At 67.6% G+C, this 22,224-nt stretch carries 16 protein-coding genes; 12 read left to right on the top strand and 4 right to left on the bottom strand.

Annotated features, from left to right (window positions below; genetic code table 11):
• The 7 genes from AADI75_RS13005 to AADI75_RS12975 form a co-directional block, all read left to right on the top strand.
• On the top strand, positions 1-1,226 hold a 1,226-nt coding region (locus tag AADI75_RS13005), incomplete at its 5' end, for an electron transfer flavoprotein-ubiquinone oxidoreductase (protein ID WP_341209442.1).
• A gap of 526 nt (positions 1,227-1,752) precedes the next feature.
• Positions 1,753-3,333: an FAD-dependent monooxygenase gene (locus tag AADI75_RS13000; RefSeq protein ID WP_341209441.1), complete on the top strand. Its 1,581-nt coding sequence runs from the start codon at positions 1,753-1,755 to the stop codon at positions 3,331-3,333.
• Positions 3,334-3,585: 252 nt separating this feature from the next.
• Complete coding sequence (locus AADI75_RS12995) at positions 3,586-5,280, top strand: tetratricopeptide repeat protein (protein WP_341209440.1); 1,695 nt, start codon at positions 3,586-3,588, stop codon at positions 5,278-5,280.
• Positions 5,280-6,113 (top strand): 4-(cytidine 5'-diphospho)-2-C-methyl-D-erythritol kinase, encoded by an 834-nt coding sequence (locus AADI75_RS12990; protein WP_341209443.1) that lies wholly within the window; start codon positions 5,280-5,282, stop codon positions 6,111-6,113. The genes AADI75_RS12995 and AADI75_RS12990 overlap by 1 nt, the downstream gene beginning before the upstream one ends.
• A gap of 112 nt (positions 6,114-6,225) precedes the next feature.
• Positions 6,226-7,299, top strand: coding sequence for a recombinase RecA (gene recA, locus AADI75_RS12985; protein ID WP_341209439.1), 1,074 nt, complete (start codon positions 6,226-6,228; stop codon positions 7,297-7,299).
• Positions 7,300-7,326: 27 nt separating this feature from the next.
• Positions 7,327-8,169, top strand: a complete 843-nt coding sequence (locus AADI75_RS12980; protein ID WP_341209438.1) for a class I SAM-dependent methyltransferase — start codon at positions 7,327-7,329, stop codon at positions 8,167-8,169.
• The gene (locus tag AADI75_RS12975; RefSeq protein ID WP_341209437.1) at positions 8,166-8,813 is read left to right on the top strand and encodes a glutathione S-transferase; all 648 of its coding nucleotides are present in this window, start codon (positions 8,166-8,168) and stop codon (positions 8,811-8,813) included. Before AADI75_RS12980 ends, AADI75_RS12975 begins: the two co-directional genes overlap by 4 nt.
• A gap of 159 nt (positions 8,814-8,972) precedes the next feature.
• Here the strand turns inward: AADI75_RS12975 and AADI75_RS12970 are convergent, their stop codons facing one another.
• Positions 8,973-11,702: a TonB-dependent receptor gene (locus AADI75_RS12970; RefSeq protein ID WP_341209436.1), complete on the bottom strand. Its 2,730-nt coding sequence runs from the start codon at positions 11,700-11,702 to the stop codon at positions 8,973-8,975.
• Between the two features lie 209 nt (positions 11,703-11,911).
• Between AADI75_RS12970 and AADI75_RS12965 the strand changes: the two genes are divergently transcribed.
• The gene (locus tag AADI75_RS12965; protein WP_341209435.1) at positions 11,912-13,363 is read left to right on the top strand and encodes a L,D-transpeptidase family protein; all 1,452 of its coding nucleotides are present in this window, start codon (positions 11,912-11,914) and stop codon (positions 13,361-13,363) included.
• Positions 13,364-13,374: 11 nt separating this feature from the next.
• Positions 13,375-13,716, top strand: coding sequence for a hypothetical protein (locus AADI75_RS12960; RefSeq protein ID WP_341209434.1), 342 nt, complete (start codon positions 13,375-13,377; stop codon positions 13,714-13,716).
• Positions 13,717-14,048: 332 nt separating this feature from the next.
• On the opposite strand, the gene recN is transcribed toward AADI75_RS12960, so the two are convergent.
• A complete protein-coding gene (gene recN, locus AADI75_RS12955) occupies positions 14,049-15,704 on the bottom strand; it encodes a DNA repair protein RecN (protein ID WP_341209433.1) in 1,656 nt (551 codons plus the stop codon).
• Between the two features lie 64 nt (positions 15,705-15,768).
• On the bottom strand, positions 15,769-16,767 hold the full coding sequence (locus tag AADI75_RS12950) for an outer membrane protein assembly factor BamD (protein ID WP_341209432.1): 999 nt from the start codon (positions 16,765-16,767) through the stop codon (positions 15,769-15,771).
• 119 nt (positions 16,768-16,886) lie between these two features.
• Here AADI75_RS12950 and AADI75_RS12945 point away from each other — a divergent pair, with 119 nt between their 5' ends.
• Positions 16,887-17,711, top strand: coding sequence for a class I mannose-6-phosphate isomerase (locus AADI75_RS12945; protein WP_341209431.1), 825 nt, complete (start codon positions 16,887-16,889; stop codon positions 17,709-17,711).
• 173 nt (positions 17,712-17,884) lie between these two features.
• Positions 17,885-18,538 carry a PAS domain S-box protein gene (locus tag AADI75_RS12940; protein ID WP_341209430.1) on the top strand — a complete coding sequence of 218 codons (654 nt, stop codon included), beginning with the start codon at positions 17,885-17,887 and terminating at the stop codon, positions 18,536-18,538.
• A gap of 26 nt (positions 18,539-18,564) precedes the next feature.
• On the opposite strand, the gene AADI75_RS12935 is transcribed toward AADI75_RS12940, so the two are convergent.
• The gene (locus tag AADI75_RS12935) at positions 18,565-20,763 is read right to left on the bottom strand and encodes a hypothetical protein (protein WP_341209429.1); all 2,199 of its coding nucleotides are present in this window, start codon (positions 20,761-20,763) and stop codon (positions 18,565-18,567) included.
• Positions 20,764-20,990: 227 nt separating this feature from the next.
• Between AADI75_RS12935 and AADI75_RS12930 the strand changes: the two genes are divergently transcribed.
• Positions 20,991-22,169, top strand: coding sequence for a hypothetical protein (locus tag AADI75_RS12930; protein ID WP_341209428.1), 1,179 nt, complete (start codon positions 20,991-20,993; stop codon positions 22,167-22,169).
• Positions 22,170-22,224: the final 55 nt, after the last annotated feature.

The following is a 22,224-nucleotide window of genomic DNA, read 5'->3' as shown; positions in this document are numbered from 1 at the left end:
TCCTGTTCAACGAGGACGGCAGCGTGAAGGGCGTCGCGACCGGCGACATGGGCGTCGCGCGCGACGGCACGCACAAGCCCGATTATCAGCCCGGCCTTGAACTCCACGCCAAATATACCTTCTTTTCCGAAGGCTGCCGCGGGCACCTCTCCAAGGAGCTGATGCGGATCTTCGACCTGCGCCGCGATTGCGATCCGCAGGTCTATGGTCTCGGCGTCAAGGAATTGTGGGATATCGACCCCGCGCTCCACGAACCCGGCAAGGTCGTCCACACGCAGGGCTGGCCGCTCAGCGAGCATGGCGGCAATGGCGGCGGCTGGATCTACCATCAGGCCGGGGGGCAGGTGTCGATCGGCTTCGTGACATGGCTGAACTATTCCAACCCCTATGTCTCCCCGTTCCAGGAAATGCAGAAGTGGAAGACCCATCCGCAGGTCGCCGCGCTGCTGAAGGGTGGCAAGCGCGTCAGCTACGGCGCGCGCGCGATCAGCGACGGTGGGTTGCAGTCGATCCCGAAGCTCGTCTTCCCGGGCGGCGCGCTGATCGGCGACAGCGCGGGCTTCCTCAACGTGCCGCGGATCAAGGGCACGCACACTGCGATGAAGAGCGGGATGCTCGCCGCCGAGGCCGCGGTTGACGCGATCCTGTCGCAGCGCGGCGGCGACGAACTGGCCGCCTATCCGGAAGCGTTCGAGCGCAGCTGGGTGAAGAAGGAGCTGTCGATCGTCCGCAACGTCGTGCCGCTGGTCAAGAAGTTCGGCGACCTGCTCGGCTCCGGACTGTCGGGCGTGACGATGTGGGCGGAATATGTCGGGCTGAAGATGCCGTTCACGCTGCACCACCACCCGGATCACGAGACGCTGTGGCGCAAGGATCTGGTCAAGAAGATCGACTATCCAAAGGCCGATGGCGTGTTGACCTTCGACCGCCTGTCGTCGGTGTTCCTGTCGAACACCAACCACGAGGAGGACCAGCCGGTCCACCTCACGCTCAAGGACCCCGACGTTCCGGTCGCCTACAACCTGCCACTCTACGACGAGCCGGCGCAGCGTTATTGCCCGGCGGGGGTGTACGAGATCGTCGGCGAGGACACCGGCGACCCGAAGTTCGTCATCAACGCGCAGAATTGCGTTCACTGCAAGACGTGCGACATCAAGGACCCGACGCAGAACATCAACTGGGTCGTCCCCGAAGGCGGCGGCGGTCCGAACTATCCGAACATGTGAGACCGCCGCCTGTCTGTCTTCACAGACGTGATCGGGCGGCATCTTCACGGATGGCACAGCAAAGATCAAAGCGCCGGGTTGTCTCCGACATTAGCGACAAGCGGTCCCGTTTCTCCGTCTTACAACGGACGTTCCGGGACACGGCAAACAGGGACAGATTATGAGAAAGGCGGCCGTTCTGAGAGATTCGGATGAGATCGCTCAGTGGTCTTTATACGTTCCCGCTCAGGAACGAGACATGCCTCCGCCGACGTCTTGCACAGCGTGGCGTCCGGCGCTAAATCATAATCGTCGAAAATGGTGGACCGGACGTGGTGAGCCCCGGTCAGCTACCGCATGGTAGCCGAAATCCAGCCCTCAAGGGTGTGGACCACGACAAAAGCTGGCGTGTGCCGTTTTTGTCTTGGGTTCGAATGATCGACGCGATCTTCATGCTAACAGCCGTCCGAGAGGCGACGAAGGTAGACAAAGAAACGGGCACGTCCTTTCCGCCGCATTCGCGGCATTGGGCAAAGGATGGCTCAACGTGCAAAACCAATCACCAAATTACACCCAAGTTCTGATCGTTGGCGGCAGTCTCGTCGGACTGTCGGCCGCGTTGTTCCTGGCTCATCGCGGCGTAGACGCGATCGTTATCGAGAAGCACCGCGGCAGCGCCAAGCACCCGCGCGCGATCGGCTTTACCGAGCTGACGCTCGAGCATTATCGCGCGGTGGGTATAGCCGAACGCATCCCGCAAGTTTCGCCCGGCATTCGGCTGCGCCGCGCCAAGGTCGAGAGCCTGACCGGCACATGGCATGAGGAAAAACCTTGGACGCCGGGTGAGCAGGAAACGGACAAGGGCGTGGCGTCACCCTGTACTGGCGCCGCCATCGCGCAGGATATTCTGGAGCCGATCCTGCGCAAGGCGGCCATCGAGAAGGGCGCATCGGTGAGGCAGGGTACCAAGCTGCTGTCATTCGAACAGGACGGCGATGGCGTGACGGCGCATGTGCGCGACGGCACGACAGGAAAGACCTACGCGATCCGCGCCACCTACCTGATCGCCGCGGACGGGGCGGACAGTCCGGTACGAGAGACGCTTGGCATCGCGCGCAGCGGCATCGGCCACCTCCGCACCATCCGCAGCGTGCTGTTCAACTGTGCCGAAGCGGAGGCATATCTCGACAAGGGCGTTCATCAATTCGAGATCGAGAAGTCCGATTTCCAGGCGTTCCTAACCCATTACCCCGATGGCCGCTGGATACTGATGTTCAGCGACGATCAGGAGCGGAGCGAAGAGGAATTGCGTGCCGCTATCTACCGTGCGCTCGGTCGAGAGATGAACGTTGATCTCATCACCACTGGAAGGTGGGAGATGGCCGGCCGCATCGCAGATCGGTACAGCCAAGGTCGCGTCTTTCTGGCCGGCGATGCCGCGCACCAGTTGCCGCCAACCCGAGGAGGGTTCGGTGCCAACACCGGGATCGACGATGCTTACAATCTCGCATGGAAGCTCGACATGGTGCTCAGGGGAGAAGCGGGGACGGCGTTGCTCGACACGTACAGTGCCGAACGTCAGCCGATCGGGTGGCTGCGCCATCAGCAGACCTTTGCACGGCCCGACTACCGGCGCTGGGTGGGCGATGCGTTGGCCGGCGAACCCCTTTATGGTGGCGAAGCGATGGAACTCGGTCAGCGCATCAGTTCAGCCGCGGTGATCGGCACCGATGCGGGCCTGCCGCCCGCCGCCAACCCCGATCAATGGGCGGGCCAACCCGGCACGCGTGTGCCGCATGTCTGGGTGCAGCGCGCAGGCGAAAGGGTGTCCACCATCGACCTGTTTACACGGCACCTGACGCTTATCAGTGCCGACCCGCGCTGGATTGAAGCGGCCCGGCAGCACGGCGAAGAGTTGGGCATCACGATCGTCACGTGGCAGGTGGATCGCGATGTATCGTTCCCGGCTGAACGAGATTTCACTATGTCGTTCGGTGTGGGAAATCAGGGGGCCGCCCTAGTGCGTCCGGACGCAATCGTGGCATGGCGCTCGCATGACGCTGTTACCAATACCACGCAAACGCTTCGAAAGATTATTCAGCAGGTAGCGGGTTCCAGTACGCGGTGAGCTACTGCCCGGCCTTGCCTTTGCGATGAGGCCAGGGGCTGCGCTTTCCCGGAACGCCATGCCATATGACTTCTGGGAAAGTCGCCTCTGTCCGTTTTCCGATCCTCTCCGATAAAGCGGCGGCGCATGTTGTCGGCTAACCGGTTTGACGATCCTGTAGACGGAGGGGCCCACCCCGCCACACCCAAGCATCCGCATCCGAAGACAACACTCCACCTGAACGCACCCGCCCTCTCGCGTGTTGAGACACGCATGACCCGCCGCCCGCCGCCACTGGACCTCGCCGTCCGCCGCCTCTACCCCGACCGGCCCTCGACCCATCGCATCCGAAAGGCCGCCGCCACGCTTACCCGCTGCCTCGCGCTCCCGCTCGCCGTGACGCTCGCCGGCACCGCGCTGCCTGCCGCGGCGGCGACCGTTGACCCGGCCGCCTACGCCCGCGCGCGGATCGCGGAAGCGGACGGGGCGGTCGCCAGCGCGGCGCAGGATTATGCCCGCGTGCTCGCCGACGATCCGCAGGACATTGCGATCGCGCTGCGCACCTTCCGTGCGGCGGTGCGCGCCGGCGACATGCCGCTCGCCGATCGCGCCGCCGCCGCGCTCGCCGCGCAGGATGCCGCGCCCTCCGACACCGCGCTGCTGACGCTTGCCCGCGCCGCGCGCGATGGCGACCGCGTCGGCGCGGAAGCGGCGCTCAAGCGCTTTGATGGCGACCGGCTGCGCATTCTCGCGCCGTCGCTGCGCGCGTGGCTCGCGCTGGAGAGCGGCGGCGATCCGTTCGTGGCGCTGGCGCAGGCGCCCGCCGAGCCGGTCGCGCGCCGCTTCGCGGCGGAGACGCGCGCGTTGCTGCTGATCGCCACCGGCCGCACCGACGAAGGCGTGGCGGCGGTGCGCGCGCTGGGCGGCGCGGACGATCTTGCCGCGCTCGACGAGCGGGTCGCGGCGGCGCGGCTGCTGATCGGGCAGGGCAGGGACAAGGCGGCGCGCGCGCTGCTCGACGACGATGCCGGCGCGACGGCGCTGCGGATCGAGCCGACCCGCGGTGCGCGCCCGACGCTCGCGTTCGGTGCGTCGCATCTGTTCACGCGCGTCGCTGCCGATCTCGCGAGCGGCGAGCAACCCGGCGTGCTGACCTATACCTTGCTGCGCGCCGCGCTGCGCGCCGATCCCGCCAACGATCGCGCGCGGTTGTTGCTCGCCGGGGTGCTGGCGGGGGACGACGCGCTCGATGCCGGGCTGGCGCTGCTCGGCGAGGTGCCCGCCGACAGCCCCTATGCCTCGCTCGCCGCGACGGGCCGCGTCCAGATGCTCGCCGACGGCGGCCGCGAGGACGAGGCGCTGGCGGTGCTCGATACGCTGTCGGTGACGAAGAAGACGCCGATCGGCGACATCCAGCGCCTCGCCGATCTGCAGATGCGGCTCGATCGCCCGGCGCAGGCGGCGCCGCTCTACGCGCGCTTGGTGAAGCAGGCCGGGGCGGCGGCCGACTGGACCGACTGGCTGCAATATGGCGCGGCGCTCGACGGGGCAGGGCGATGGCCCGCAGCGCGCGGCGCGTTGGAAAAGGCGGTCGCGAAAGGCCCCGATCAGCCGCTCGCGCTCAACTATCTGGGCTATGCGCTGACGCAGCATCGCGAGCGCGTCGACGAGGCGCAGGCGATGCTGGAGAAGGCCGCGCGGCTCAAGCCCGACGATGCCGCGATTGCCGACTCGCTCGGCTGGGCGCTGTACCTGCGCGGCCAACCGGCCCGCGCGCTGCCGCTGGTCGAGCGCGCGGCGGAAGGCGATCCGCTCAGTGCCGAGATCGGCGAGCATCTCGGCGACCTCTACTGGCAGGCCGGTCGCCGCTACGAGGCGCGCTATGCCTGGACCGCCGCGCAGGCGACCGCGACTCCCGCCGAAACCGCGCGCCTCGCCACCAAGATCGAGCAGGGACTGCCGCAGTGATGATCGTCGAAATTGCCCCCGCCAAGCTCAACCTCGCGCTGCACGTCCGCGCGCGGCGGGCGGACGGCTATCACGAGCTGGAGACCTTGTTCGTCTTCGCACGCGATGGTGACCGGGTGACGGTCGCCCCCGCGACGGTGCCGGGCTTCACCGTCACCGGTCCGTTCGCCGCGGCGGTCGGCCCGGCCGCCGACAATCTGGTGACGCGCGCCGAGGCGGCGTTCCGGCAGGCGTTCGCGCCCGACGCCGTCCATGCGGTGACGCTCGACAAGCACCTGCCGGTCGCCTCGGGGATCGGCGGCGGTTCGGCGGATGCCGCCGCGACGCTGCGCGCGCTCGCGCGATTGCACGGGCTGCCGGTCGACACGCCACGCCTGCTGACGATCGCCGCCGATCTCGGCGCGGACGTCCCGGCATGCCTGTTCGGCCGCCCGACCTTCGGACGCGGGCGCGGCGACGCGCTCGCGCCCGTCGCGGGGCTCGGCGACATGCCGGCGCTGCTGGTCAATCCCGGCGTGGCGGTGTCGACCGCGCAGGTCTTCGCGCATTGGGACGGCGTCGACCGCGGCGCGCCCGATCTGACCGGAACGACACTGGAGCGCGCCCGGGCCGGCAGAAACGACCTCCAACCGGCCGCCGAGGCGATCGCACCCGTGATCGGCGCTGTTATTTCCGTGCTCGCCGCGTCACCGGGGGAGATTTTGACGCGCATGTCCGGCTCCGGCGCGACCTGTTTCGCGCTGTTTTCCGACGCAGCGGCGCGCGACTCCGCCATGAAACGGATCGCCGCCGACGCGCCCGGCTGGTGGCTTTGCGCGACCACGATCACCTGAAGCCTTGTATCTACGGCAAAGTTCGCCACTTGTTCTAACGGAACAAACTGAATACAACGGCACGGCGCGTTGAATGCGGCGCGCGGTTGCTCTAGCGAAAGGCTCCACGGCAATGGCCGCCAAACTTCAGGTGATCGATACCGGCATGGCAACCGCGAATACAGACCGTCAAAAGGCGCTCGACGCCGCGCTGGCACAGATCGATCGCGCCTTTGGCAAGGGCTCGGCGATGAAGCTGGGCCAGAAGGAGACGATGCAGGTCGAGGCGATCTCGACCGGGTCGCTCGGGCTCGACATCGCGCTGGGTGTCGGCGGGCTGCCGCGCGGGCGCGTGATCGAAGTCTATGGCCCGGACAGCTCGGGAAAGACCACCCTGGCGCTCCACGTCATCGCCGAGGCACAAAAGAACGGCGGCACTGCCGCGTTCGTCGACGCCGAGCACGCGCTCGATCCGGTCTATGCCAAGAAGCTGGGCGTCAACATCGACGAGTTGATCGTCTCGCAGCCCGATACCGGCGAGCAGGCGCTGGAAATCACCGACACGCTGGTCCGCTCGAACGCGATCGACGTGCTGGTGGTCGACTCGGTCGCAGCACTCGTGCCGCGCGCCGAAATCGAGGGCGAGATGGGCGACAGCCATGTCGGCCTGCAGGCAAGGCTTATGTCGCAGAGCCTGCGGAAGCTGACCGGCTCGATCAGCCGCTCGCGCTGCATGGTGATCTTCATCAACCAGCTGCGCATGAAGATCGGCGTGATGTACGGCAATCCGGAGACGACCACGGGCGGCAACGCGCTGAAGTTCTACGCTTCGGTCCGTCTCGACATCCGCCGGACCGGCCAGATCAAGGATCGCGACGAGATCATCGGCAACTCGACCCGCGTGAAGGTGGTCAAGAACAAGGTCGCGCCGCCGTTCAAGCAGGTCGAATTCGACATCATGTATGGCGAGGGCATCTCGAAGATTGGCGAGATCCTCGACATCGGCGTCAAGGCCGGGCTGGTGGAGAAGGCCGGCGCGTGGTTCTCCTACGACTCGGTGCGGATCGGCCAGGGGCGTGAGAACGCCAAGAACTTCCTGCGCGAGAATTCGGAAATGACCGAGCGGCTCGAAAAGGCGATCCGTGGTCGTACCGAGCAGGTCGCCGACGGAATGATGGCCGGACCGAGCGAGGACGACGACGTCTGATCGCAGGCGCGGACTGGACGCGAGCACATGACGGGCGCTGCCGACTGGCGCGGGCGGGTCGGTGAGGTCTGGGCGGCGGAATATGTGCGGACCGAGCGCGCCTTCTCCGCCATTGCCGCAGCGCTCGACGCGGCGATTGCGGCGGTCGCGCCTGTTTCGGGGCTAGCCGTCGATCTTGGCTGCGGCGTCGGCGGGACCACGCTCGCACTCGCCGCAGCCCGACCGATGGTGCAGGTCACCGGCATCGACCTTTCACCGGCGCTGATTGCGCTTGCACGGCGGAGGGTAGGGGAGGCCGCCGGTGCTCCCGCTTTCGTCGTTGGCGACGTGCTGCACGTGTTGCCGACACTCGCACCGCTTGATCTGCTTGTCTCGCGCCACGGCCTTATGTTCTTCGCCGATCCGGTCGCTGCCTTTTCCGTCTTGCGTGCGGCCACGGCCCCCGGCGCGCCCCTTGTCTTCTCCTGTTTCGCTGGCCGTCCGGAGAACGAGTGGGTCACGGTTCCGGAACGCGCGCTTGGCCTGTCCTCACCAGTAGACAGCGATTACGCGCCCGGGCCATTCGCGCTCGCGGATGGGACGTTCACGCGCGCGCTGTTGCACGATGGCGGTTGGAACGACGTGCAAATACGGCCTTGGCGCCTTGATTATGTCGTCGGATCAGGTCCTGACCCGGTCGAGGATGCGCTCGCCTTCTATCGCTGCATCGGTCCGCTGGCGTCGCTTCTGTCCGCGGCAACGCCTGCCGAGCGCCAAAGGCTTGAGCAGCGCCTGCGCGACGTGCTGGCATCGCGGATACGTGACGGTGCCGTGACGTTCTCCGCTGCGATATGGATCATCACCGCCCGCGCGGGGAAGGAAGTCGCATGACGATCATCGTGCATCACCTCGAGAACTCACGCTCTCAGCGCATTCTGTGGCTGCTTGAAGAGCTGGAGATTCCCTATGATGTGAAGCGCTACGAGCGGAACAAGGCGACGATGCTGGCGCCGCCCGAACTGCGTCGCGTCCATCCGCTCGGCAAGTCGCCGGTGATCGAGGACACCGCGGCGCAAGCGGCGACCGGCCCGCGCGTCATCGCCGAAACCGGCGCGATCGTCGAATATCTCGTCGATCGCGCCGACGGGAAGCTGGGTGCGCCGCCGAAGCGCGACGACGCGCTCGCCTACCGCTTCTGGCTTCATTATGCGGAGGGCTCGTTGATGCCGCCGTTGCTGGTGAAGCTGGTCGTTTCCCGGATCCCTCTGCTCGGCAAGCGCGTCGCGGCACGAATTCAGCCGATGATCGACCGCCACCTCGATTACGTCGAGGCGTCGCTGTCCGATCACCCGTGGTTTGCCGGCGATAGCTTCACCGCCGCGGACATCATGATGAGCTTCCCGCTGGAAGCCGCGCGCAGCCGCGCCGGGCTCGATGCCAGTCGGCCCCACACGATCGCCTGGCTGGAGCGGATTCACGCCCGTCCGGCGTATCAGCGCGCATTGGCGGCGGGCGGACCTTATGCTTATGCGTGATGTCGCTCGGCGTGGCTCGGCGTCCTACGTCGACACCAGGCCGCGTCACGCAGCGACCGCGACACTTCTAATTAGGGCTGTCCCAAGGTGATCCGACCGCGAGCTCGCTCGCGGCCGGGGTCAGGAGCGTGATCCCGAATATTCAGTGTAGCGTCGCGATCAGAACCGCGTCCGCAGCGTCAGGCCGTAGGTCCGCGGCTCGCCCAGGAACGACGTGAACAGCGAATTGGCCGCCGCGAAGCTCGGGCTGCCGAACGCCTGCACCTGCGCCTGCGACCCGGCCCCCTGGAACGGCGCCGTGAACGCCACCTGCTGGTAGTTGGTGTCGAGCAGGTTCTGCGCCCACAGCTCGACCGCCCAGCGTTGCTCGTCACCGCGCAGTCCGATGCGCGCGTTCATCAGGAAGAAGCCGTCCTGCATCTTCTCCACGAACAGGTCCGAGCCGGTGTTATAGTCGCTCGTCATCCGGCCATCGACATAGAACAGGGCGCTCATGCCGTTGCCGCCGATCGCCGGGGTCCAGCTGATCGAACTGGTGACGGTGTGCTTGGGCGCATTCGACATCTGCGCGCCGGGCAACAGGAACAGCGCCGCGCTCAACGGCTCGCCGGACTTGCTGCCGACCAGGTTGCGCGCATATTTGGCGTCGGCCAATGTATAACCCAAATTTACCGTGACGTCCGGCGTCGGATACAGCCCGACTTCCAGTTCCACGCCTTGCGTCACCAGTCCCTTGCCGACCTTCCCCGTGCAGGCGCCGGTCGCGGTGGAATTGTCGCGGTCCGCGCCGTTCAGCGGCTTGTCGCAGCCGCCGATATTCTGGACGATGTAGCTGGTGCCGTTGAAGGTGTTGAGCTGGAAGTTGGTGAACTCCGATCGGAACGCCGCGACATTGGCGGTGAACTGGCGCGAGGTGTATTTCAGCCCCAGTTCATAGGCGTTCACCGTTTCGGGATCGAAGCGCAGGTTGCGGACGCTCGCGGCGGGCGGGGTGGTCAGCACCGTCTCGCTCAGATCGGATCGGTCGAGATTGTAGCCGCCCGCCTTGTAGCCGCGCGCATAGGAGGCGTAGAGCAACACGGGGTCCAGCGGCTTCCACGACAGCACGCCGGTGCCGGTCAACTGTCCCTCGCGGATCTGGTCGCCCAGCGCGAGCCGGGACAGCGCCTCGCTGGAATTGCCGATGCACGACAAGGTGATGATCCCGCCCGCCACCGAACGGAGCGCGGCGTTGCTGCTGGCAAGCAGCGGGCGCAACGCCGACTGCTGCGCGGGGCAAACGGTGTTGTTGTTGTTGAACCCGGCGGCGAGCGTCTTGTGCTCGTTGGTGTAACGCAGGCCGACCGTCACGTTCAGCCGGTCGGTCAGCCGATAGATATTGTGGGTGAAGAAGGCGAAATTTTCGCTCGTCTGGCGATAGACGTCGCGCAGACTGCCGACATTGTTGATCGTGCTCAGTCGGTCGATCCCGGCGACCGCGGTCGCGCCGATCGCGGCAGTCAACGCCCCGCGTCCCGCCGCGCTGAGGCAGCCCGGATTGGCAGCGTTGCGCAGCGCCGCGGTCGGGTTGATCGACAGCACGGCACGGCACGCCGCAAACGCGCCATATTGCGCGCCGAAATGAAGGTTATCGACCAGTGCCAGGTTCTCGTGCGCGTAATAGCCGCCGATCAGCCAATCGAGCTTGTTGTCGAGGATTGTGCCCGAAAAGCGACTCTCGTGGCTGAAGACCTTGAACTGGCGATAGTTGTTTCCGTCGTCGGGACGATAGACCAGGTCGACGTTCGAATAATCCATGTCGCCTGCGCCCGCCGACTTATACTCGCGATAGGCGGTGAGCGAGGTAAGCTGCGTCGCGCCCAGGTTCCAGCGGACGCGCATCGACACGCCGCCGTCGGTGGTCAGGTTGCTGTACGCGCGCCCCGCCGTCTGGGCGATGCGACGGTTGTAGGGATCGCCGTCGCTCGGCAGTACCGCGCCCAGGCTGCGCAGGATGCCGGTGATCGGGTTGGCGGCGCTGATCGCGTAATCGCCGGCCACGCCCGGCGTGGGATCGACCTTCTCGCGCGTATCGACATAGACCGCGCCGCAGCACTTCTCGTCCCGCCGCGTATAGTCACCGATGAAGCGCACTGCGAGATCGGGCGTGATCGTGAACAGCAACTGCCCGCGTACGAAATAACGCTGACGATCGTTGAAGTCCGTGTTGTTGATCACGTCCTTCAGGAAACCGTCTCGCTTCGAGGCGACGCCATCGATCCGGAAGGCGAGCAGATCCTTGATGACCGGCCCGGTCAGCGCAGCCTGCACGCGGACCATGTCGTAATTGCCGTAGCTGACTTCGCCCATCCCGCCGAACTTGAACTCGGGCAGCTTCGTATAGATGCTGATCGCGCCCGCCGAAGAATTGCGGCCCGACAATGTGCCCTGCGGTCCGCGCAGCACCTCGATCCGCTCGACTTCGCCCAGATCGTTGAGCCCGGAGCCGGTGCGGCTGCGATAGATACCGTCGATGAACACCGCGACCGAGCTTTCCAGCCCCGGATTGTCGCCCACGGTGCCGACGCCGCGGATGCGCGCCGAGGCGTTCGCCTCGCTGCCGGTGGAGGAGACGAGCAGCGACGGGGCGATTTGCGTCATCTGCCGGATGTCGGTGGCACCCGAATTCTGCAGCGCCGCCTGTCCGAACGCGGACACCGCGATCGGCACGTTCGACAACCGTTCGGAGCGGCGCGTCGCGGTCACGACGATGTCGGCGGTGTTGGGGGAGGCTTCCTGCGTGGCGTCCTTGGGCTGGTTTGCTGCCGCACCGCGCAGATCCTGCGCCGCCGCGGGGGCCGCAATCATCGCCAGCACCGCCACCGACCGATACAAACGCGCCTTACGCATGCGGTATCCCCCCGTAACATCTCACGAAATTTGTGACTGTGCTGATACGGGACCACGGATAAAGATTGGTTAACGTCGTCGCGGAGCGCGCGTCCTTTGATGCCGCTGTCCGTTGATGCGGGGTGACGCGCCCCGCTGCAGTGCCGACAATCGAGATTGCGCGATTCGGTATCTCTACCCGATGAATCAAAGGTGATAAGCCCGCTGCCATGAACCCGTTCACTTCCCGAAGCCTCTTGCTGGCCGCGCTGTTCGCCGCGGCTCCCGTCGTGGCGCAAGTGCCGGTCACGCCCGAAAGCGCCGCCCCGACCCCGGTCCCGCTCGTTCAGCCGCAGGTGCCGCTGCCGACGCTCAGCGACGCGCAGCGGCAGGAGCTTGCCCGACTGATCGCCAAGGACGAAGTCGCGCAGGGGCTAAGCCGTACGGCGCGCACTGATCTCGACCGGCTCGACAATGCCTCGCTGGTCCGCGTCGCGCTCGATCATGCGCGCGCGGTGCACGGCGGCCGGTTGATGCCGTCCGATTTCCAGAAGGATTGGGGCATCCGCCCGGCCGCCTACGACCCGCTGCCGGGCTTTGCCGAGGCGGTCGCGCGTGATCGCCTGACCACGTGGGTCCGGTCGCTCCCGCCGCCTTATCAGGGGTATGACACGCTCGTCGAAGGGCTGGCGCGCTATCGCAAGATCGCTGCCGCAGGCGGCTGGCCGACGCTGACCGTTGCGCCGACCTATGGCAGCAGCGGCCCGGCGGTGGGGCGGCTGCGTGAGCGGCTGGCGATCGAAGACCCGGAATTGACCGGCACCGGCGATCGCTTCGACGCGGCGTTGCTGGAGGCGGTACGCCGCGCGCAGCGTCGCTACGGCCTCAATCCCGTCGGACAGGTCGGCGCCCAGACGCTCGCCGCGCTCAACGTGCCGGTGGAGCAGCGCATACAATCGATCATGGCCAATCTGGAGCGCTGGCGCTGGCTGCCGCCGACGCTCGACCGGCGGCGCGTGCAGGTCAACATCGCCGCGGCGGTGCTGACCGCGTTCGACGGCGACCGCCCGATCATGTCGATGCGCGCCGTCACCGGTCGGCCCGGGAACGAGACCCCGATGCTGGTTTCGCAGATCAGCAGCATCGTCATCAACCCGCCGTGGAACGTGCCCAGTTCGATCGCGACCAAGGAGCTGTGGCCGAAGGAGCGCGCCAATCCCGGCTACCTCAAGCGCAACGGCTTTCGCGTGATCGACACCGGCGACGGCGGCAAGCGGCTGCAACAAGCGTCCGAGCAGAGCGCGCTGGGGCGGTTCAAGTTCGATTTCCCGAACGATTTCGCGGTGTACCTGCACGATACCCCGGCGCGCTCCGGTTTCTCGAAGTTCGACCGGCTCGCCAGCCACGGCTGCGTCCGGCTCGAAAAGCCCGAGGATCTCGCCAAATTGCTGATGGCGACCACGCCCGAGTGGCAGCCCGACGCGATCGACGCGGCGGTCGCCGCCGGCAAGACGGTGCGCGCCAAGATGGCCGAGCCGGTCAGCGTCTATCTGCTCTATTGGTCGGCGTTTGCGGGCGCAGACGGACAGGTCGGCTTCCGCGAAGATCCCTATGGCTGGGACGGCAAACTGGCTGCTACGGTCGAGCGACGGTCCGCGGCGCAGGCGCTGGCGGCGAAGTGAAGGAAGTACGAATGACGGTATGGCGGCATCGGTTGGCGTTGGTCGCGCTGTTGGGGTTGGGCGTGGCGGGCTGTTCGAAGTCCGAGCCCGAGCCGCCCGAGATGAACATGACGGTGCAGGAACTTGAGCCGACCCCCGAGCCGACTCCGACGGAGGAGCCGATCCCGTATGTCGAGCCGAGCCCGACGCCGGGCAACGACACCGCGTTCCTGCCGCCGCCCGAGGAGCAGCCGGCCCCCGATGCGCAGATGATGGACGACGCCTCCGCCACGGGCATGACCGCCCGCAGCGATCGCAGCGCGCGTGAGGATGAGGTCGATACTGCCCCAGCCGAGACGCGGCGGCGGGACTGAACGGAGGTTCGAGCGGGCTTGACGGTTGAGATCGAACGATAGCGACCGAGCCTGCGACGAACTGCCTGCGCGTGCACCTCAGTACAGTCGCGCAGCGCCAAACCGCTTAGAGGGAGAAGAGGCGCGACTTTTGGAAGAGGATCGTCACGCCTTATCGCCCGTCGCGCCGGCAAGTGGCGTGACGCGAGCGACAAACTGGCCGCGGTTGTTTCTCACAAAAGAACATGGTCGGTGATGACGCCGAGTCTCACGAGCAGACCGAAGATCGCCGCGATGCGGAGGACGGCGGCGTGGGTGGCAAGGTGCCAGCGCAACAGGAGCCTTGGCATGCCTCAAGCCGTCTCCAGCAGTCGCTCCGCCTGCGCGCGCGCCTCTTGGGTGACGGTCGCACCCGACAACATCCGAGCGATCTCCTCGCGGCGGCCCTCGGCATCCAGCGGGCGGACGCCGGTGCGCGTCACGGTGCCGTCGCTGGCCTTGGCGATCAGCAAGTGCCTCGCCCCCCGCGCCGCGACCTGCGGGCTGTGCGTCACGACCAGCAACTGCGTCGTTTGCGCCAGTCGCCCGAGCCGTTCGCCGATCGCGCTCGCCACCGCGCCGCCGACGCCGCGGTCGATTTCGTCGAAGATCATCGTCGCCGCGCCGCCCTGTTCGGCGAGCGCGACCTTCAACGCGAGGATGAAGCGCGACAATTCGCCTCCCGATGCGATCTTCGCGAGTGGGCCGAACGGCGCGCCGGGGTTGGTGGCGATCTCGAACTCGACGCGGTCGCGGCCGGACGCCGACCATTCGCTCTCGGGCAGCGGTGCCACCACGGTGCGGAAGCGCGCAGCGTCGAGCTTCAGCGGTGCCAACTCGCCTGCTACGGCAGCGTCGAGCCGCGCCGCGGCGTCGGTACGAATCGCGGTGAGCTGTTCGGCGGCGCGGTCGTAGGCGGCACGCGACCGCGCGACCGTCGCTTCCAGATCGGCGAGCCCCTGTTCGCCGGCATCGAGCCGCACGAGCCGGTCGCGCAACTCGACGGCGAGCGCGGCAAGCGCGTCGGGCTGGACGCGGTGCTTGCGCGCCATTGCGCGCAATTCGAACAGCCGTGCCTCGTCTTCTTCCAACTGGCGCGGATCGTAGAGCAACGCCACCGCGGCATCGCGCAGTTTCTCCTCGGCCACCGCGCCTTCGATCAGCGCGCGGTCGATCGCCGCCAGCGCCTCGCCGAGCGCCGGATGATCCTCGGCGATCCGCTCGAGTACGCGCGCCGCTTGCCGAAGATGGCTCAGCGCGCCGGTGCTTCCCTCCAGATGCTCGGTGACCGCTTCCAGCTCGCCCGCGCTCTTCTCGGCACGCTGCATCGCGCGGCGACGCTCGGCAAGCGCCTCTTCCTCACCGGGCTCGGCCGCGAGCGCCTCCAACTCGTTAACAGTATGTTCCAGCCATTCGCGGTCGGCCTGTGCGGTCGCGATCGCGTCGCATGCCTCGGCCAGCGCCACCCGCGCGTCACGCCACGCCGCATAGGCGCTGGCGACGTCGCGAACGCCGCGACCGGCGTAGCTGTCGAGCAAGGCGCGGTGCCCGGCCGCGGCGAGCAGCCCGCGATCGTCGTGCTGTCCGTGGATCTCGACCAGCATCGGCCCGATCTCGCGCAACAAGGCAGCGGAGACGGGCTGATCGTTGACGAAGGCGCGGCTGCCGCCGTCGGCCTTGACCAGCCGGCGGATGATGAGCGGTTCGCCGGTATCGATCTCCAGCCCGTTGTCGGCGAGCAGCGCGGCGACGGACTGCGGTGTATCGAACGTGGCGGTCACTACCGCCTGCGTCGCCCCGGCACGCACCAGCGTGCTTTCGCCACGCCGTCCGAGCGCGAGCCCAAGCGCGTCGAGCAGGATCGATTTGCCAGCACCGGTTTCACCGGTCAACACGCCGAGGCCGGCGCTGAACTCCAGCTCCAGCGCCTCGATCAGCACGACGTCACGAATGGCAAGCGCGGTCAGCATGGGCAGCCGCTCCTTACCCGTAAAAAACGCGGTTGTTTACCCTTTTTGTTCCGGTGCGACGTGGTCAGCCGCCGGTCGGGGTCGTCGCGGGTGACGGGGAACTCAACCCCGGGGTCGGCACACCCGCCTGCGCGTCGCCACCGGTGGTCGCAGGTGTCGAGGGCAAAGGCGCGTCGGCCTTTGGTGCGGCACCTGTCGCCTCGCCGGGCACCGCCGCCCGCACCGGTGTCGCGACGACCGGCTCACCGGGGGCGAGCGGGGCGATCGTGGCGGGCGGATTGTCCTTCATCAGCTTGTAGGCGCGGCTGTACCAGTCGGTGCCAGGGTAATTGGCGCCGAGCACCGCTGCGGACTTCTCCGCCTCGTTGCGCACGCCGAGTGCGAGATAACCTTCGGTGAGCCGCATCAGCGCCTCGGGCGTGTGGGTCGTGGTCTGATATTGATCGACCACGCGGCGGAAACGCAGCGTCGCGGCCAGCCACTGACGGCGACGCTCGTAGAAGCGGCCGATCTCCATTTCCTTGCCCGCGAGGTGATCGCGGACCAGATCGATCTTCAGCCGCGCATCGGCGGCGTAGCGCGACGTCGGATAGCGGCGCATCAACTCGCCGAGCGAATCCAGCGCCTGCTGCGTGATCTTCTGGTCGCGGGTGACGTCGCTGATCTGTTCGTAATAGCTCATGGCGACGAGGTAATAAGCGTAAGGCGCGTCGCGGTTGCCGGGGTGGACCGACAGGAAGCGCTGCGCGCCCTGAATCGCCTGCGTATAGTCGCCACTCAGATAATAGCTGAACGCGCCCATCAACTGCGCGCGGCGCGCCCACACCGAATAGGGGTGCTGACGCTCGACCTCGTCGAACAGCGCGGCGGCTTCCTTGTAGCGGCCCTGATCGAGCCGCTGCTTGGCGGCGGAATACAGCGTGCCGACGTCGCGTGCGACATAGGGCAGGTCGGCGCGGTTGCGCGAACCGCCCGCACAACCGGCGAGCGACACGGCCAAGGCAGCGACAACACCGATCGCGAGCGAACGGGTGGGGAGCGGGCGAAGGGTGAGGGTACGCATCGCCTCGGCTCTTAGCTTAGAGGAACCCCCGCGAACAACGGCTTTCGCGCACGCGCAACAGGGGCTAGCGGAAAGGCGTTGATGCGCCCGTCAGCGACCCGGAAGGAAGGATTACGCCTATGCCCGCGACCCTGCTCGCCACCAAGCGCGTCGAAAAGCCGTGGGGGCGGCATCATCTCTATCCCGGCTTCCCCGATCCGGCGCCGGGCGCGGAGCCGATCGGCGAGGTCTGGTTCCAGTCGCCGCATCCGGAAGAGCCGGAACTGCTCATCAAGTATCTTTTCACGAGCGAGAAGTTGTCGGTCCAGAACCACCCCTCCGACGAAGAGGCGCACAAGCGCGGCCTGCCGCGCGGCAAGGACGAATGCTGGACGATTCTGGCCGCCGAACCCGATTCGACGATCGCGATCGGCCCGCTCGCGCCGATGACGCGCGAGGAACTGCGCACCTCCGCCGAGGACGGCAGCCTCGAGCACAAGCTCGACTGGAAGCCCGTCAAAGCCGGTGACTTCTATTACTCCCACTCGGGCGTCATCCATGCGATCGGCGCGGGGCTGACGCTGATCGAGGTCCAGCAGAATTCGGACACGACGTACCGGCTGTTCGATTACGGTCGTCCGCGCGAACTGCACCTGGATGACGGCGTCGCGGTCGCCGAACTCACTCCCTATGTCGCGCCGCCGCAGCCGGGCGAGGCCGCGCCGGGCCGCAAGATCATGGTGGAAGGCCCCAAATTCGTTCTGGAGCGCTGGACCGGCGGTCAACGGCAGATCGCGCTTCCCGAAGGGAAGACCGGCTGGCTGGTGCCGATCCGCGGTGAAGGCGTGGTCGGAGGGGTCGCCTGGAAGGCCGGCGAATGCGTGATGGTGACGGGCAACGAACAGCTTCACGCGTCCGAGGATTCCGACCTGCTGTTTGCCTATCCAGGCGATCGACGGCTGTAAGCGACCCATCGACGGCCGGGCGCATATGCGACCATAACCATGTTGCGCTGCCCTGATTTTTCCTGTGAAGTTCCGATGAAATGCGCCCGGCTGCCGGCCGGTGCGCTACAACATTGAGCAGGGAAATCGGGGACATGGATCGGGCCGTCGACCGGGCCGGGGCACGAAAATTGATGTGTTGTCTGACCGACGAGCATCTGCGCATCGTCGATGTCGACGAGGACCTCGGCGTAGCGCTCGGCTATGCGCGTGATGCGCTGGTCGGGCGTGACGTGTTGCAACTGACTCACCCCGACGATCGGCAGATCAATCGGGAACGGGCCGACGCGCTGATCGCCGGTGGCGCGCCGTTCTCGATCACGAAGCGGTATCTGGGGGCGGACGGTCGGGCGCTCTGGGTAACCAATCATATCAGCCTCTTCCACGCCGGGAACACGCGTCGGATGATGGCGACGGTCGAGTTGATCGACGGGCCGCCGCCTGAGGACGAGACGCGGCTGCTGCGCAAGGCGGCCGAGCGCATCCTCGCCAAGCGCCGGCTGCGGGCGCATTATTTCGAGGACGAGATGTTCGGGGAGCCGGCGTTCGACCTGTTGCTGGACCTTTACGCGCAGGATCTGGCGGGGCGCGACAGCTATACCACCAGCGCCGCCGTCGCGTCGGGTGCGCCGCTTACCACGGCGTTGCGCCAGATCGCGATGCTGGTCGATCGGGGGTTGATCGCGCGCGATCCCGACCCGACCGACCGCCGCCGCGTCCGGCTGCGGATGACCACGCCGGGAGCGGCGCGGATGCGTGACTATCTGCTTGCGGCCGAACGGCTTTAACGACCCGATGTTTGCGAAGGTCGCGCCTAGCGCAGGCGTTCGATCGCCTGCGCCAGCGCGACATAGAGCTTGCCCATGTCCGACGACAGCAACGTCACGCCGAGCGGCGAGGCGTCGGGTTGCGCCAGGATCGTGCGCAACATCGCCTCGAAGTCGTGAATGTAGCGGTTCACTTGCTCGCGGAAGTTGCCATCCTCGTCGTACAGACGTGCCACATCGCGCTGTTCTGAGCCGTCGAGCAACCGCACGGCGCGCCGGGTGAAGACGCCGCGATCGCCCTTGAGATAGGCAGCCCAGGCGCTGTCCGAGATTTCCGGCGCGAAGGTGCGGGTGAGATCGATCGACGCCGAGTTGAGCGATTCGATCAGCAGCGAGGCACGTCGCGCGAAGGTGTCGCGTTCGTTCTCCTCATTGGCCGTCCGGGCTTCCTCGAGCCGGCGATCGATGAGCGCGATCGTCGACTCAATTCTCTCAAGCTGCGTCTGCAACCGCTCGCCCGCGCGGCTGGCGGCGACGACCGCGGTTTCGGAGATCCGCGCGACCTGCTCGACCTGCTTCTGCACGCCGCTTTCGACCGCGCGCTCCAGCGCGGCGACGCCGGCGCTCTCCAGCGCACTCGCCGCCTCGGGGATGACGCGCGTCAGCGCCTCGCGGGCGTGGTCAGCGGCGGCCGCAGCGGTCTCGCGGACGCGCAGCAGCGCCTCCAGCAAGCGCGGGGCAGCCTCCTCGGCCAGATCGTCGGCCCGGCGGGTGGCATCCTGAACGGCGTCGCCGATCAGCCCGGCCTGCGCGCGACCGCGCTCCAGCCCCTCGCTCAGCCGCGTGGTCAGCGTCTCGACCGTCTCGCGTTGCTCGGCGACGACCTGCGCCACCGCCTCGATCGCGTCGTGGGTGCTTTCGGCGGCGGTGACCAGCGCGAGCAGCTCGGGCTTGGCGGCGACGATCACCTGTTTGGTGGAGCCGACCCGCGATTCGAGCCGGGCGATCGCGTCAGGCATCGTCTCGTCCATCTCGCGCGCCGCAGCATCCAGCGCGACGAGCAGATGCTCGGTGGTGGCGATCGTGCGTTCGGCGGTACTGTTGCCGCTGTCCATCGCCGCGATCAGCGCCTCGGTGCTCGCCTGCAAGGCGCTGATGGTCGCGGCCAGTTGGCGACTGCGGTCGGTGCCGTTGTTGTGGAGTGCGTCGAAGCGCGCGCCGGCTTGGTCGATCGCATCGTCGAGCGTGCTGAACAGCATCTCGCCCGCGCCGCGTTGCGCGTCCAGCCGTGCCGCGATCCGCTCGATCACGACCTCGACCAGTGCAATGCGTTCGCCGAGCGCCTCGGCACTGCCGCGCGCCGCATGGTCGAGCGCCTGCTGGCTGGCGGTGACCATCGCCAGCATCGCCTCGCCCTGCGCGACAATCCCCTTGCGCGATTCGTCGATCGCGGTGGCGGTACGTTCGAGCAACGCATCGACCGCGACCGCGGCATCGGAGGTGACGCCTTCCAGCCGCAGCCCGGCGGTGGCGCTGGTCGCCTCCATCCGCTGCATATAAGCGGCTAGCTTTTCGGCCGCGCCGCCCGCGACGCTCTCCGCCTCGCGCCCGCGCGCGGCGAGCGCGGCGACCTGCGCATCGAGCGCGGCGCTGTGTTCATAGGCGACCAGCCCGGCCTGATCGATCGTCGACGCCAGCGTGCGCGTCTCGTCGGTGGCGCGCGGCAGCGCGCCCAGCAGCGCGTCGAGCTGCTCGGCGGCGTGGCCGGTGGCGCTCGACAGCGCGCGGGCATGGGTGTCGGCGCGCGCGATCTCGGCCGACAGATCGTCGCCGATCGCCGCCAGGCGGGCCGTTGCCGCCTCGCCGAGCGCGGTCAGCAACCGCACCTGTTCGGCGAGCGCCGAACGACGCGCCTCAATCTCGTCGCCGAGCGCCGCGACCGCGCTTTCGAGCGCCGCCGATTCGATCCGCATCGCCCGCGCGGTCGCACCGAAGCGTCGCGCCTCTGCATCGCTGGTCCGCAGCGTCAGCAACCAGATGATCCCGGCCAGCGCCGGGACGGTCGCGGCCGCCGCCCCGAATTGCGCGAGCGCGAGCGGCTGCATCGTCGTCAGCGTGTCGCGCGCGATCCACAGCAAGGCGGCGATCCAGACCGTCGCGATCGCGGTTGCGGCCCATCCCAGCACGGCGCGACGCCGCAGCGGCGCGTCGACGCCGTCATCATCGGAAAAGACGGGATCGGTCACGTATTCCTGCGGCTCCGCAAAGTGCGTCGGGACGAATGGCTCTGCCGGCGTCTCTGCGCCCGCTGGTCGAATGTCGAAAATGGAAGACGGCCCCCCGTTCATCATGCAGGTGTAACACGTTTACCGTTTCCGGGAACCCGTTTCGGGCGCGATGCGCCGCTCGGTTCGGCGCAAGCGGCGGGCGTGTCGGGGATTGTTGCCAGTGCCGCGTCGCCACCCTAACAGCCATGCCCATGCTGGCTGGCCTGTTATTCGCGACCCACGAAGCGGAGGATCGCTCCGGGATGCTCGCGGCCACGCTGCCGTTCGCGGCGGCGACGCTGATCGAATATCAGGCGCGGTTGCTGGTGGCGTGTGACGCGGCGCAGATCGTGGTGGTCGTCTCGCGGCTGACCCCCGAGCTGATCGGGGCGCTGGCGCGGATCGGACGGCGCGGGGTGGCGGTGGATACCGTGCGCAGTGCCGCCGACGCACTGGCCAAGCTGCACCCGCTGGCCCGCGTGGTGATGATCGCCGACGGGCTGGTCACGACCGAGGACGTCGTCAGCCGGATGGCGGGCGAGGCAGGCGACGCGTTGCTGGTGGTGCCGGGAACGCAGGCGGCGACCGCATATGAGCGCGTCGGCGGCGGTGCGGCCTGGGCCGGGGTGGCGCGGATCGACGCCGGCCGCGTCGCCGATGCGGCGCGGCTGCCCGAGGATTACGACCTGCAATCGACCTTGCTCCACGCCGCCGAACAGGCGGGTGCGCGGCACGTGACGCTGCGGCTCGACAATATGGCGATGGGGCACGGCATCGAGCGCCGTGCCGTCGCGCTGGAGGAGCGCGGCCGCGCGGTGCTGTCCGCGTCGATGGCGGTGCGGCCGAGCTGGTTCGAGCGGCTGGTGCTCCGCCCGCTGGCGCGGATGGCGATACCGTGGATTGCGCGGCACGGGATCGGCACCGAGGCGTGCAGTGCGGGCGCAGCGGCCGCGATGGTCGCGGGATTGGTGACGGTCGGTAGCGGTTTCACCGGCGTCGGGCTCGCCTTCGTGCTGGTCAGCGTCCTTGCCGCCGAGCTGGCGGGGGCGCTGGCGCTGTTCCGTGACGAGCCGGGGCTGTTGCGCGCGAACCGCGCGGCGATCCTGGTCGCGCCGGCGCTGGCGGTGTTGCTGCTGGCGCATGTCGTCGATAGCGCCGCGGCGACGACGACCGCGCGGCTGCTCGCGCTGCTCGCGTTGGTGGCTGGTGGCGTGGGAGAGCGTGCCGCGAGCGCCCGCGGTCGCCGGCCGTGGTGGGGCGTGGCGCCGGCGTATCTGGCGGTGCTGACGCTGTTTTCGCTGCTCGGTTATCCGACGATCGGGATCGCTGTCGTAGCGGGCTATGCCGTTGCCACGCTGATCGCGGCGGTCGAACGACTTCGCTAGACTTAGACCCCATGACTGCCAGAGCCTCGGAGGCTCGAATCTGAGATGCTGATGA

The sequence above is a fragment of the uncultured Sphingomonas sp. genome, assembly GCF_964021865.1.
Lineage (GTDB): Bacteria > Pseudomonadota > Alphaproteobacteria > Sphingomonadales > Sphingomonadaceae > Sphingomonas.
The sequence above is the reverse complement of the archived record's forward strand: the minus strand, read 5'-3'. Positions and strand labels throughout refer to the sequence as shown.

Excerpts from the sequence above, each read along its gene's own strand:
- AADI75_RS12930 (WP_341209428.1), top strand. The coding sequence starts at position 20,991 with ATGCCCATGCTGGCTGGCCTGTTATTCGCGACCCACGAAGCGGAGGAT.
- AADI75_RS12960 (WP_341209434.1), top strand. The coding sequence starts at position 13,375 with ATGACGGTATGGCGGCATCGGTTGGCGTTGGTCGCGCTGTTGGGGTTG.
- recN (WP_341209433.1), bottom strand. The coding sequence starts at position 15,704 with ATGCTGACCGCGCTTGCCATTCGTGACGTCGTGCTGATCGAGGCGCTG.
- AADI75_RS12970 (WP_341209436.1), bottom strand. The coding sequence starts at position 11,702 with ATGCGTAAGGCGCGTTTGTATCGGTCGGTGGCGGTGCTGGCGATGATT.
- AADI75_RS12945 (WP_341209431.1), top strand. The coding sequence starts at position 16,887 with ATGCCCGCGACCCTGCTCGCCACCAAGCGCGTCGAAAAGCCGTGGGGG.
- AADI75_RS12995 (WP_341209440.1), top strand. The coding sequence starts at position 3,586 with ATGACCCGCCGCCCGCCGCCACTGGACCTCGCCGTCCGCCGCCTCTAC.
- AADI75_RS12975 (WP_341209437.1), top strand. The coding sequence starts at position 8,166 with ATGACGATCATCGTGCATCACCTCGAGAACTCACGCTCTCAGCGCATT.
- AADI75_RS12965 (WP_341209435.1), top strand. The coding sequence starts at position 11,912 with ATGAACCCGTTCACTTCCCGAAGCCTCTTGCTGGCCGCGCTGTTCGCC.
- AADI75_RS12950 (WP_341209432.1), bottom strand. The coding sequence starts at position 16,767 with ATGCGTACCCTCACCCTTCGCCCGCTCCCCACCCGTTCGCTCGCGATC.
- recA (WP_341209439.1), top strand. The coding sequence starts at position 6,226 with ATGGCCGCCAAACTTCAGGTGATCGATACCGGCATGGCAACCGCGAAT.
- AADI75_RS12990 (WP_341209443.1), top strand. The coding sequence starts at position 5,280 with ATGATCGTCGAAATTGCCCCCGCCAAGCTCAACCTCGCGCTGCACGTC.
- AADI75_RS12940 (WP_341209430.1), top strand. The coding sequence starts at position 17,885 with ATGTGTTGTCTGACCGACGAGCATCTGCGCATCGTCGATGTCGACGAG.
- AADI75_RS12980 (WP_341209438.1), top strand. The coding sequence starts at position 7,327 with ATGACGGGCGCTGCCGACTGGCGCGGGCGGGTCGGTGAGGTCTGGGCG.